8 protein-coding genes are annotated in these 12,565 nt (G+C 61.3%); 3 read left to right on the forward strand and 5 right to left on the reverse strand.

Annotated elements, in window-relative coordinates:
* Nucleotides 1-60: 60 nt before the first annotated feature.
* Nucleotides 61-6,027 (reverse strand): AAA family ATPase, encoded by a 5,967-nt coding sequence (locus AB6809_RS10195; protein ID WP_371026541.1) that lies wholly within the window; start codon nucleotides 6,025-6,027, stop codon nucleotides 61-63.
* Between the two features lie 478 nt (nucleotides 6,028-6,505).
* On the opposite strand from AB6809_RS10195, the gene AB6809_RS10200 reads away from it, so the two are divergent.
* Nucleotides 6,506-7,513, forward strand: a complete 1,008-nt coding sequence (locus AB6809_RS10200) for a LysR family transcriptional regulator (RefSeq protein WP_161966572.1) — start codon at nucleotides 6,506-6,508, stop codon at nucleotides 7,511-7,513.
* A gap of 20 nt (nucleotides 7,514-7,533) precedes the next feature.
* Here the strand turns inward: AB6809_RS10200 and AB6809_RS10205 are convergent, their stop codons facing one another.
* Nucleotides 7,534-9,267, reverse strand: a complete 1,734-nt coding sequence (locus AB6809_RS10205; protein WP_371026542.1) for an FAD-dependent oxidoreductase — start codon at nucleotides 9,265-9,267, stop codon at nucleotides 7,534-7,536.
* Nucleotides 9,268-9,367: 100 nt separating this feature from the next.
* On the reverse strand, nucleotides 9,368-10,045 hold the full coding sequence (locus AB6809_RS10210) for a type 1 glutamine amidotransferase domain-containing protein (protein WP_006052667.1): 678 nt from the start codon (nucleotides 10,043-10,045) through the stop codon (nucleotides 9,368-9,370).
* A gap of 315 nt (nucleotides 10,046-10,360) precedes the next feature.
* Here AB6809_RS10210 and AB6809_RS10215 point away from each other — a divergent pair, with 315 nt between their 5' ends.
* Both AB6809_RS10215 and AB6809_RS10220 read left to right on the forward strand, forming a co-directional pair.
* Nucleotides 10,361-11,008, forward strand: coding sequence for a response regulator transcription factor (locus AB6809_RS10215; protein ID WP_371026712.1), 648 nt, complete (start codon nucleotides 10,361-10,363; stop codon nucleotides 11,006-11,008).
* A gap of 157 nt (nucleotides 11,009-11,165) precedes the next feature.
* Nucleotides 11,166-11,579 carry a response regulator gene (locus tag AB6809_RS10220; RefSeq protein WP_149029180.1) on the forward strand — a complete coding sequence of 138 codons (414 nt, stop codon included), beginning with the start codon at nucleotides 11,166-11,168 and terminating at the stop codon, nucleotides 11,577-11,579.
* 23 nt (nucleotides 11,580-11,602) lie between these two features.
* On the opposite strand, the gene AB6809_RS10225 is transcribed toward AB6809_RS10220, so the two are convergent.
* Complete coding sequence (locus AB6809_RS10225) at nucleotides 11,603-12,067, reverse strand: universal stress protein (protein WP_006052664.1); 465 nt, start codon at nucleotides 12,065-12,067, stop codon at nucleotides 11,603-11,605.
* Nucleotides 12,068-12,123: 56 nt separating this feature from the next.
* The gene (locus tag AB6809_RS10230; RefSeq protein WP_371026543.1) at nucleotides 12,124-12,483 is read right to left on the reverse strand and encodes a BON domain-containing protein; all 360 of its coding nucleotides are present in this window, start codon (nucleotides 12,481-12,483) and stop codon (nucleotides 12,124-12,126) included.
* Nucleotides 12,484-12,565: the final 82 nt, after the last annotated feature.

A 12,565-nucleotide genomic window follows, 5' to 3' on the forward strand; every position in this document is an offset into this window, starting at 1 on the left:
GCTCACCTGGAAAACCGATGCAGCACGAACAACACTTGATCCCCGGTATCAACAATGGCCTTAAGGCGCAGCCCCCGCGGACGGCAGCGTGAAGTGAAAACGCGCCCCGCCGTGCACCGACAGATTGTCGGCCTCGATGCGTCCGTCATGCGCGTCGATGATCGAGCGGCATATCGGCAAGCCCATTCCCATCCCGCCTTCCTTCGTCGTGAAGAAACTTTGGAACACGCGATCCATATGTTCGGGCGCGATGCCGGGACCACTGTCCTCGATAGCGCAATGCAGCGTGCCCGCGTCCGGTGCATTGGTTCGAATGGTGATCCTCCGTTCCGGGCTGCCCGTCTGCTCCATCTGCTGCATCGCATTGACCACGAGGTTGACGATCACCTGCTGCAATTGCACGCGATCGGCGCGCACTCGCCTCACGCCCGGCGCAAGTTCGAGCGAAACCTGGACGTCGCGCGTCTGGATCTCACGGCGCAAGAAAACCAGCGCCTCGTCGATGAGCAGCGCAAGCGGTTCGAGCGTGTATTTAGGCCCACGCCGCAGCGCCATCCCGCGAATCCGGCCGATGATGTCGACGGCCCTCTGCGCATCGGCGGCGATGCGCTGGTTCGTGTCCCGCACCTCGTCCAGTTCGGGCACCGGCCGGTTCAACCAGCGCTCGCTGACCTGGCAATTTATCGCGATCGCAGCGAGCGGCTGGTTGAGTTCATGCGCGATCGACGCCGTCAGTTCACCCAGCATCGAAATGCGCGCCGCATGCGCGAAATCCGCTTGTAGCCGCTGCAGCATGTCCTGGGCACGAACGCGCTCGGTCAGGTCGACGAGGCTAATCAGCGCGATCCCCAGGTCGTCGACCGTGCGCGGGCGCGCGACAGTCAGCAGAACGTCGATCACGCGCCCGTCGAGCGTCGGCAGCCGGGTCGTTTCCTGGAACAGCATGTCCCCGCGATAACGGCTCTCGAGCGCGCGCCGAAGCGTATCGGGACTCTCCTTCCAGACCCACGGCAGCGGACCAAGCAGCGCGCGCCGTTCGGTCGCGCCGAACATCTGAAGCGCATGGTCGTTTGTCTCTTCGACGACAAGCGTGTTCTTCGCGCGCTCGAGCCAGTCTGCGTGGTCGCTGATATATGCCGACAGGTCGTCGACACCTTGCCTGCGCAGTTCGGTCAGCATCGCGGTCAACGGCTGCGCCTCGATCTGCCACAGTCCGACCGGTATATCGCGAAAGAGGCTGCGATAGCGTTGCTCGCTGCGCGCAAGCGCGGCGTGCGCCTGCTTGCGGGTCGTGATGTCCATCAGCGCGCCGACCAGCCGCCTTTGACCAGGCCCATCGGCCACCACGTGCGCCACGACCTGCAAGTGACCATGCGAGCCGTCCGGCATCGACAGCCGATGCTCGATGTCGAACGCCTGGCCGTCGCGCGCGGCGCGATCGAACGCCGAGCGCACGAAGGCAAGATCGTTGGGATGGACGCGATCGAGCATCAACTGCAACGTCGGCGTGATGCTTGCGTCGTAGCCAAAGATACGGAAACTCTCTTTCGACCAGAACATCGCATCGCCCGTCACATCCCAATCGAAGCTCCCCGTGTGACTCAACTCCTGGGCGGCCGTCAACAGCGCTTCCGCGTGTTGAAGATCGGCGTATAGCCGCAACGTTTCGAGCGACAGCGCCGCCTGCGATGCCAATAGCCGCAACACGGCTGTTTGCGCCGGCGAGAATACGTCCACCGTCAGCGTGTTTTCGAGGTACAGCACGCCGATCAGCCTGGTCAGTTTGACGAGCGGAAGACACAGGATCGAGCGGCAGTCATGCGCGCGAATGTACTCGTCCTGTGAATAGGGGTTGGGCGCAGTCACGTCGTCGAGCATGAGTATGTCCCGGGTCCGCGCGACATAGCGAAGGATGGACATAGGCAGATCGGCGGCGCTCGGGCGCGATTTCGGCAAACGCACTGCCACCGTATTACCGACTGTCTCGGCTTCCGCTTCGATGCGCAGTTCGTCGCCGCGCGCGAGAATCAGCAGCCCGCGGTTGGCACCGGCGTGTTCGAGCGCAAGCAGCATCAGCTTGCGAATCAGCTCGTTCAGATCCATGCCGCTAAAAATGGACTCCGATACCTTGACGACAGTCGCGAGGTCCAGTTGTTCTACCGATGTCGCAACCGACCCTTCTTCGTCGACCAGTTCGGCTCTTAACTGCGGGTAGATACTTTCCAGTTGACGCACCTTGCCTTGTGCGCCCCAGCGTTCGTAGCAGGAGCGAGCATCGGTCAGATAATGATCGGCAAGCGTCGCGCGAGCTCGCGAGGCGTGAAATCGCGCGGCCAACTCATTGGCCATCGCCTGATTCTGAATGAAGCCGTGCACGCGGGCGAGCCGCAGCGCGTCTTCGTAATGGTGCATCGCGTCGACGTCGCGACCGTCGATGCGCGCCAGTTCCGCCAGAACCAGCGAATAACGGTTTCCGTAATTCGCCGGGCAATGTCGCGCCCACATTTCAAATTTCTCGAGCTTCTCGGTGATGACCTGGCGATACGCCTGCTGCTGGCCGGTAGACCCGTCGGCATAAAGCGCGCTCAGTGTGAGCACATGAAAAAAGTGAAACGTGGGCTCGATCGCCAGCGCCATCACGGAACTGAGGACCGCGTTGGCCATCGCTGCGGCGTTCAGTGCGTCGGCATAGCGGCCATCGAGATACGCGAGCATCAGCTTGATGATGTGATAAACGCCGATGCCGCAGCCGAAATTGGATTTGACGATGGCCTCGCAACAGGCGGCTTCGTCGAAGTGGTCGTCGTTGAGCGTGAACATTCCGCTCGACAGACCTCGCAAGCTCGCGACGAACTGCTGCTCGATACGAATCGTTTCATGAACCGCGTCGTTATGACTCTCGAGCATGAGCGTTGCGTATCGTGCCGAATGCGCGTGCACGTCCTTGAGCGCGTCGCCTTTTTCGATCGACTGCCATACGGCATTGAACGCGAGATTGCCGGCGAACACGAGGTCGCCCACTTCCATGCAGGCAACGGCCGCCTGTTCAAACACCGGGAGGTTCTCGTCGATGTGACATCGCCAGAAATTGACATGACTGCAATACAGATGAAGCAGCTTTCCGTACAGGCGGCGATTGCCGAACTTTTCGTTCAGACGCAACGACATTTCGGAGAACTGCACGGCAGCCGGGATATCGCCGATACGGGAAACCAGCATTAACGCGAAATTGCCGTACGCGAAACTCGAGTTGTCGGTATTGCCGTGACGCAGCGAGAGATTGACCGCCTTCAGCGTGAATAGCGGATAAAAGACCGGACGCGCGGCGAACGCGCACGGCATGGCCTCGACAAGCAGGTTGATGACCGCGCGGCTTGCAGGATCTTCGGCCACGGGCGCGTCGACCAGTTGTTCGGTCGGACGACCCGCCTGGTTGATGGGCACCTCCAGCAACGCGTCGTCGACGGCTGCGCGGAGTTCGTCGTCAGCCTCTGGAAAAACGATACCGAAGTCACGCAACGCCGCCAGTGCGGCGGCGAAGCTCTCGTTGTACTTTCCGGCGAGCTGATATAACTCCATCCGCAGACTGAATACTTTGGCCCGATCGAGATTGTCATGCGCCCTTTCGAGTACTAGATCGGCTACGGCGTCCGCCCTGGCGAAATCGCCAACCAGGTACTCGCATTCCAGATACGCGAGATAGAGTTCCAGCGTGCTGTCGTAACGCTCGTCCCACGCGGCGTCCGAGAGCAGCGCGACGCCCTGGGCGAGATAGCTTCGGGCCGACGAGTACGCCGTCGAACTCATCGCGCGCTTGCCTGCAATCAGGTTGAGTGCCGCGGCTTGCTCGCGCTCCGTCTTGCTCTGTATTAAAGCCGCACCGCGATTGAGGTGATTGACGATGTCGAAAATCGCCTCGTGAAGCGCCTCGGGCGGAGTATGCGAGGCGAGCGCTCGGCCGATTCGCAAATGCGCCGCGGGCCGCTCGCCGGCGGGAATCAACTCATACGCGGCTTCCTGCACGCGGTCGTGAGCGAACACATAGTTCGAGCCCACGCGAAACACCAGTCCGCTGCGTATGGCTTCCCACATGCGGGCGTTGGTGACCTCCTCCGCTTTGTCTTCCGCTTTGTCCTGCACCCATGTCAGCGCGGTGACATCGGCCACATTGCCGAGGCACGCGAGTTGTCCCAGCACGTCACGTGTTTCGGCGGACAAGCGGCCGAGCTTCGCAGCCATCAGGTCGGCGACGTTGTCGGTATAGCCCTTTGCGCGGATGCCCGGCAAATCCCACGTCCATACCGCGGCGCGATGATCGAAGCGGATCAAGCCTTCATCGTGCAGCGCGGTCAGAAACTGGATCGTGAAAAACGGATTGCCGCCTGTCTTCTCATGCACCAGTTGCGCAAGCGCCTCGACCGGTGCGCCGTCGCAGTGCAACGCATCGGAAGCAAGCTGCGCGATGCTTCGCGCGTTCAGCGGCTCGAGCACGATCTGCTGCACGTTGCCGGCCGCGCTACGAATCGAATCGAGCGTGCGCGCAAGCGGGTGCGACGCATCGACTTCGTTGTCGCGGTATGCACCGATCAGTAAAACATGGCGCACCTCGGGATGCGTGACGAGATGCTCCAGCAGTTCGAGTGTTGCGGTATCGAGCCATTGCAGATCGTCAATGAATAGCGCGAGCGGATGCTCGGCCCGCGCGAACACACCCAGGAAGCGACGGAACACCCAATGAAACAGGTTTTGCGCATCTTGCGGCGGCAGATTCGGAACGGGCGGCTGCTCGCCGATGATGAGCGCAAGCTCGGGAATCAGGTTGACCATCACCTGCCCGTTGGGCGCGAGCGCCTCCATCAACTGTTCGCGCCAGGGCTCGATCTCTGTGTCGCTTTTGCTGAGCAGATCGCGCAAGAGCCACTGGAATGCCTGCGCAAAGGTGGCGTACGGAACGTCTCGCTTGTACTGATCAAACTTGCCGGCAGCAAACAGCCCGCGCGGCGGCACCAGCACTTTGTGCAACTCGTTGACGACCGACGATTTGCCGATGCCGGCATAGCCCGCAATCAACACGAGTTCGGTCGCGCCGCCCGCGACGATTCTCTCGAACGCGTCGACGAGATTCCCGATCTGCGCCTCGCGCCCATAAAGTTTTTCGGGAATCAGCAGACGGTCCGATGCATCGTGCAAGCCGAGCGCAAACGGGGCTATCGAATGATTCGTGCCCCACGACGCAACGCACGCACGAAGATCCGCCTCGACGCCCGCCGCGGTTTGATAGCGGTCTTCCGCGGCCTTGGCCAGCAGTTTCAGCACGATGCGCTCGACAGGCTCGGGAATGCCCCTCGCCCGCTCGCCTGGCGGCGGCGGCCTGCGCGCGATATGACAGTGGATCCATTCCATCGGGTCGGATGCCGTGAACGGCAGCGAACCCGTAAGCATTTCGTACAAAACGACGCCGAGCGAATAGAGATCGCTGCGGGTGTCGATCGAGCGATTCATTCGCCCCGTCTGCTCAGGCGCCATGTATGCAAAGGTGCCCGCCACGACTTCCGGCGGTATGGGCGGCTGATGCTCCCGCGGCAATTGCGAAGCGATGCCAAAGCCGGTAAGACGCACGCGATCGTTGCTATCGACCAGCACATGCGCCGGCTTGATGTCTTTATGTACGAGACCGCATTGATGAACGCGGCCGATGACCTTTGCGAGGTTGACGGCGATACGCAACACACGCGCCAGTTCGAGAGGCCGGCGCAAGATGCGCCGCAAAGGCTCGCCGCCGTCGTCGTCGAGAACCAGCATGGGCGGCTCGCGGCGCGGGTCGAGCGCAAGCGGATGCGCCGCCCAGCTTGCATCGAGGAACGGTGCCAGACGGTACTCGTGCACGAGGCGCGCGACACTGCGCGAAGTCGGCCGCGCGGCGACCAGCGCAAGCATCGTCACCGCATGACTGGCTTTCCTCGCCCGATACAGCGAGAAATCGCCGTCATCGTGTAATGGCTCGAGTTCGTACCCGCTGAGGATCACGCCGCCTCCTGTCGTCGAGTGCGCCGAACGGACAGGAACGGAGCCAGCGCGGGACCTTGCGCGCCCGATCAGCCAACAACATCACGCCCGCGATCATTGAGCGACCATTCTTGTACGAATAGACAACAAACGCAAAGCAAAACTTACGGTTGCACGCGCAACGGCGACGCTCCACCAACCGCGCTCCGCGTCGCCGCACTCGAATCTTTCAGCCTGTAATGCACCGATTCAACGCAGTTTCGCGACGGTGCCTTCGTCATAGCACGATGGTGTGGCAAGCCATACCATCGTGTGATGGACTGGCCTTCCGACTCGCGGTTTCATCTACTCATCGCAGCGGTCTGAGCGGGTACGACGACCAACCCGGCAGAACTGCTAACGATCGATGTAGCCCGCGTTGCTGCACACGAAATGCTCGCTCATATCGATTCATAACGATTACTTCGATCTCGTCGGCGTCGCCTCCAGGAGTCGCATCATGGACCATCTTGAAACCATCCGTATCTTCGTGAAAGTTGCCGATACATCGAGCTTCAGCCGCACCGCTGAGCACTTCGCCGTGACCACAGCCGTCGTGACGCGACGCGTCGTCGCGTTGGAGAAACGTCTCGACGCCCGGCTCTTCCGGCGCACGACTCGACACGTCGCATTGACCGATGCCGGCGCGACGTTTCTCGAAAGCGCGCGCCGTATTCTCGACGACATCGACGAGGCCGAAATGGCCGTTGCCGGTCAGGAGCGCCGCGCATGCGGCGTGCTCAGGATCGCGTCTCCCGTTGCGTTCGGGCTGCGGCACCTGAGTCCGATCCTGAAGTCGTTCCGCGACGCCTATCCGCTCGTCATGCCGCATGTGGCGCTGTGCGACGACACGATCAACCTGGTCGAAAGGCGGGTCGATGTCGTGATCGTTCCCGAAGTGGAAGCCAGCGGCAATTCGCTCGTCACCAGACGGTTCGCCTCCAGTCCGATGCAACTCGTTGCATCGCCAATGTATCTGCAGCGGCACGGCGTACCGGCCACAGTGGCCGCGCTGAACGATCATGTGGTCTTGCAGCATTCAGGCAAGCAGTTCTCCGAATGCCTGCGCCGGCTCGAGCGGCTGGGCGATGGCCGCTGTCATCCGGACAGCCTGATCATGTCGAACAGTCTCGCGATGCTGCACAAGATGTCCGTGGACGGTCACGGCATCGCCGTGCTGCCGGCCTATCTGGCCGAGCCGGATATCGACAGCGGTCTGCTCGTCAATGTGCTGCCAGACATCGACATGCCGCGCCTCGACCTGTCGGTCGCGTTCGAAACACGCCATAACATGCCCGCGAGAATTCGCGCGTTCATCGACTTCATCGTGAATCACTTCAACATCGACGACATCGCGACAGCGCCGCACGTCGCTCCCGTCACGGTGCGAAAAGCCGCCACGCCGCCTTGCATGGCGCGCGCCATCCATCATTCGTTCGACGCGGTCGGCTCGCCGGTTTACGACTGAGTACGACTGAGCGCGTCTATTCACGCGCCAGCCGCGAGAAACCGGTGTATCTGCCCCACGACAGCCGCGCCCTCGCCCACCGCCGAGGCGACGCGCTTGGTCGAACCCGAGCGAACGTCGCCGATCGCGAACACGCCCTCGATGTTCGTCTGCAACGGCATCGTCGACGCGCCGGCTTCTTCCAGGTCGGCGCCGGTCAATATGAAGCCGCTGCTGTCGAGCGACACCGCACATTGATCCAGCCAGCCCGTATTGGGTTCAGCGCCGATGAAAACGAACAGGTGATGCGCCGTCATGCTTCCTTCGATGCCGCCGGCACCACGGTAGTGCACGCGCTCGAGACGCGCATTGCCGTCGAGCGCGGTCAGTTCCATCCGCGTATGAAGCGTGAGGTTCGCGAGCGACGCGACACGATCGGCGAGATAGTGCGACATGCTGCGAGCGAGGGTCGCGCCCCGAATGAACATGTGCACATGTTCCGCGTGCCCGGCGAGGAACACGGCAGCCTGTCCCGCGGAATTGCCGCCGCCCATCAGCACGACGGACTCCTTGCGGCACAGCCTCGCCTCGATCGGCGTCGCCCAGTAATAGACGCCGGAGCGTTCGAAGCGCGAGAGGTTCTCGACGGAAGGCCGGCGATATTCAGCGCCGCTCGCGATCACCACCGTGCGCGTGGTAATGCGGCGGCCGCCAATCAGTTCGACGACAAGCGGTTGCCTGTCGCAATGCAGTGCGCTGACCTCGCACGGGATTCCGATATGCGCGCCGAACTTCTGCGCCTGGACCAACGCGCGGCCCGCGAGTGCCTGCCCGGAGATGCCTGTAGGAAAGCCGAGATAGTTCTCGATGCGCGCGCTCGTGCCGGCCTGGCCACCGGGCGCGCGGCAGTCGAGCGCCGCCACCGACAATCCTTCGGACGCCGCATAGACCGCTGCTGCCAGGCCCGCCGGACCCGCGCCGACGATCGTCACATCGTAGACATGCGTCGGATCGAATTCCGGAATGAGTCCGAGACACGATGCCAGTTGTCCTTCATCGGGGTTTCGCAACACCGTGCCGTCCGGACAAAAGATCAGCGGGAAGTCGTCGGGCTGCGGCGTCAGTCGCTCTAGCAACGCGATGGCTTCCGCGTCCTGCTCGCTATCGAGCGTCATGTTGGGAAACGCGTTGCGCCGCAAGAAATTCTGCAAGGCGGCCAACTGCGGATGGCGCGACGAGCCGACGAGAACGACACCCTGTCCGCGTTCGATGACGAGCACGCGCCGCAAGATCAGCGCGCGCATGATCTTTTCGCCGAGGTCGGCTTCGCTCACCATCATCGCGCTAAGCTCGGCGGGCCGCACGAGCACGGCTTCGACATCTTCGAGGACATGCGCGTCGACCACGGCCAGCTTGCTCGATAGCTGCGTGACGTCAGAGGTAAATTCGCCGCGCTTCGTGTAGGTGTGAATCACGCGTTCGTGGCCGAGGCCGTCGCGGCCGACTATCCGGACCTTGCCTGACAGCACGACGAAAATTCCTGGGCAACGGCTTCCGGCACGGTAAAGCAAGTCGCCCTTGACGTAGCGCGACACGCTGCCAAACCGCCGTATGCTGTCGATCTCCGCAGCGGAGAGGACCGGAAACATCTGGTTGTAGCGAGGATGGTCGCGCACCGCAGGGTCGTCGGCGAGCGCCTCGTCATCAACGCGGCTCGTGTTCTCCGTCACTTCGCGGGCGGGCGCCTTGCCTGGCGACTCTGGCTCGTTGCTCATTGCCGAACCTCCTTGACCGGCCGGCTGGCGCCCGCGTGGCGAGGCTGCGCGCCGTCGCGGCAGGCAGGCGGCAGCGCCGGCAAATCACGCCCTGCACTCGCTAGGCCCGCAGGAGCTTGATCAGTTCTCTGGCAGCCGGGCCAGACGAAGCCGGATTCTGGCCTGTGATCAGCCGCCCGTCTACGATCGTATATACCGACCAGTCCGGGCCTTTTTCAAACAGGCCGCCCAGACGCTTCAGCTCGTCCTCGACCAGGAACGGTACGACCGCGGTAAGCTGCACAGCCTCTTCTTCGCTATTGGTAAAGCCCGTGACACGCTTTCCCTTGACGATGGGCTGCCCCTGATACGTGACGTTGTTCAATACGGCCGGCGCGTGACAGACGGCGGCGACCGGCTTGCCGGCGTTATAGAACGCCTCGATCAAGGCGATCGAGTTTCTGTCTTCCACGAGGTCCCACAGCGGGCCGTGCCCGCCCGGATAGAAGACCGAATCGTAGCCGTCGGAGCTTACTTCGGACAGCTTGACGGTGTTGGCGAGAATTGCCTGGGTGGCAGCGTCTTTCTTGAAGCGCTCCATGGAATCTGTCTGGTTGCCGGGCTCGTCGCTTTTGGGGTCGATCGGCGGCTGGCCGCCTTTGACGGAAGCCACGGTGACCTCCACGTCGGCATCGACGAACGCATAGTACGGAGCCGTGAACTCTTCGAGCCAGAAACCGGTCGGCTTGCCGGTGTTTCCAAGCACGTTGTGCGAAGTCAAAACCATCAAAACCTTCATTGTCAGTCTCCGGTTGATTGCGAGGACATGCCTGTGCGACGGCTGGGCGGACACCGGTAACGCTACGCCCAATCGCGGCGGCACACCATACGTACAACGCATGTCGGGCGACCGCCGTTCGATTGTTCAATCAATACCTACGTATGGCGTTGCCGGCCTGTGCGGTTGCGCAGAACGAGTACTTCGTCTTCAGCGCCCGGCTCGAGTGGCAATATGGAAAACCGTCTACAAAAATCTGGCGATAAGCGGGACGGTTGCTTACTATACGAACGTATCCGCGTCGGCTTAATGCAACCAGTTCTGGATGAGCAAGCGATGAAACATGACAATGCGATGGGCGCAAGGGAATCATTGTCGGACTCGCTTGTTTATGTGGTCGACGACGATGAATCCATTCGGGGCGCACTGACTTCTCTGCTCACTTCCGTCGGCATCAAGGTACTGGCGTTCGAATCGGCGGACGACTTTCTGGCCGCGGAAATGCCCGACGTGCCCAGTTGCCTCATTCTCGACGTTCGGCTGCGAGGCACGAGCGGCCTCACGCTGCAACAGCATCCATTCCGGGAGAGCGTCCCGTTTCCGGTCATTTTTCTGACCGGGCACGGCGACATCGAAATGTCCGTGAAGGCGATGAAGGCAGGCGCTTTTGACTTCATGACAAAGCCGTTCAAGGATCAGGACCTGATCGATACGATCGCCGCAGCGCTGAAGCGGGATGGAGAATTGAAGCGTCAGGCGAAGATCGTTGCGGGCATCCGTCAAACGTACGAATCCCTGACGGCGCGCGAGCGGCAAGTCATCAGACTGGTCGCCGATGGACTGCTGAACAAGCAGATCGCGGGCCAGCTTTCTCTGAGCGAAGTGACAGTCAAGATCCATCGCGCGCAAGCGATGCACAAGTTGAATGCACGCTCAGTGCCTGACGTCGTGAGGAAGCTACAGCAAGTGGCGCCTCTGCACTAGGAGCGGCTCGACAAACCGACTTGGCGCTATCGCGCTGCCCTCACCTCTTCTCTAATCACGACGAATGCGCTCAGGCTAATACACACTGTCATCCGGATCATTCGAACGTCTTATTGCTGCTTCGCCCGTTGGCCTGTAAGTTGCAAGAAGAATCAGCTTGTTCGAATCCGTGTCCGTGCTCTGTGGATTCCTGATGAAATCAAAGCGCTCTCCTGCAACTATTGCAGTGGTGGACGACGACGAATCCATCCGGATGGCGATATCCAATCTGCTCCGTTCGGCGAACTGGCACGCTATTGTTTACGAGTCCGCCAACCATCTTCTGGTCGATGCATCCCGGTCGCAGCCGAATCTGGTTATCGCCGATATTCACATGCCCGGTATGGACGGCTTTGCGCTTCTTGAGTCGATCAAACTATGGCAACGTCCAAGCCCCGTCATTTTTATTACGGCTTACGCGACTCAACAGTTATTCGAAAAAGCGCAAGCGAGCCGAGCCGCCGGTTTCTTCTCGAAGCCAGTGGACGGCGTGCGGCTACTCGCGCTGATTGGTGAAATACTACAGACGTAACCTTGCTTTTATCGCCGCCATCATCACGTCAGCCCTTTGTCCCGTGTTTCGATCAGTACGGGACAAGGCGACCGGTCGATCACTTCTCCGCTGATCGACGGATTAGCCCAGCGGCGCAGCCGTGACAGATGGTGGTGCCCCATCACGATGACCTCGGCGGCCAGCAGCCCGGCTTGTTCGATGATCACATCGGCCGGAGGATTTCCCGCGCGAAGGTGCTGCTCCACGATCAGATTGTGGCCGGCAAGCTGCCCCGCTGCTGTGGCGAGGACGGATCGCGCAAACGATGTCTGCGCGCTTGCGGGCGGATAGGTCAGCCCGTCGGGCGCGATACCGCTTTCGCTACCGGGAGGCAGTGCATAAGAAGGATCGATAACGCAGAGAAGATGTACGGTCGCGCGACCCGGCGACGCGACGCGCCGCACCAGGTCGATGACATTCGCACTTTGAAGCGTGCCGTCCAGCGGCACGAGAAGGATATTGAACATGGTGAGCCTACCCATCGAAGATCAGATTCACACGCGGGCTCCGTCGCCACACGAAGTCAATTTCCGGGCTCGTAGACCGTGAGCCGGTTGTCCACGCGATGAACGCCTCCTACGTTTTCCGCTGCTGTTCCGGCCGACTGGATTTGCGCCTCATCGGGCGCAGTTCCCGCAAGCGTGATGACGCCGCCGTGCGCCAGCACGTTAATGTGCGAGGAGTCCAGCCCTTTCACTTTCGTGAGCGACTTGCGCACGGCATGACTCAAAGCGCGATTGTCGGCTCGAAGCTGCTTCTTGCTCGGAGCATCCGTGCTGACGGACGACGAATCCGCAGCCGAAGTACTCGGTATGCCGCCAGGCAAAGCCATCGTAAAAGCGGCCACGGCCGTCATGGTGAAGATCAGTACTCGGGTTTGCATGTCAGGCTCCTGCCGGTAAGTAAATCATGGACGATCGATAGTCAGTCGCGGGCAATCCTGATTACATGACGTCACCCGCATT

Origin of the sequence: Paraburkholderia sp. RCC_158, from assembly GCF_041355255.1 — a bacterium.
In the GTDB taxonomy this organism is placed as follows: domain Bacteria; phylum Pseudomonadota; class Gammaproteobacteria; order Burkholderiales; family Burkholderiaceae; genus Paraburkholderia; species Paraburkholderia graminis.

Coding starts and splice junctions, on each gene's coding strand:
- AB6809_RS10200 (WP_161966572.1), top strand. CDS start 6,506: ATGGACCATCTTGAAACCATCCGTATCTTCGTGAAAGTTGCCGATACA.
- AB6809_RS10205 (WP_371026542.1), bottom strand. CDS start 9,267: ATGAGCAACGAGCCAGAGTCGCCAGGCAAGGCGCCCGCCCGCGAAGTG.
- AB6809_RS10210 (WP_006052667.1), bottom strand. CDS start 10,045: ATGAAGGTTTTGATGGTTTTGACTTCGCACAACGTGCTTGGAAACACC.
- AB6809_RS10215 (WP_371026712.1), top strand. CDS start 10,361: ATGAAACATGACAATGCGATGGGCGCAAGGGAATCATTGTCGGACTCG.
- AB6809_RS10225 (WP_006052664.1), bottom strand. CDS start 12,067: ATGTTCAATATCCTTCTCGTGCCGCTGGACGGCACGCTTCAAAGTGCG.
- AB6809_RS10230 (WP_371026543.1), bottom strand. CDS start 12,483: ATGCAAACCCGAGTACTGATCTTCACCATGACGGCCGTGGCCGCTTTT.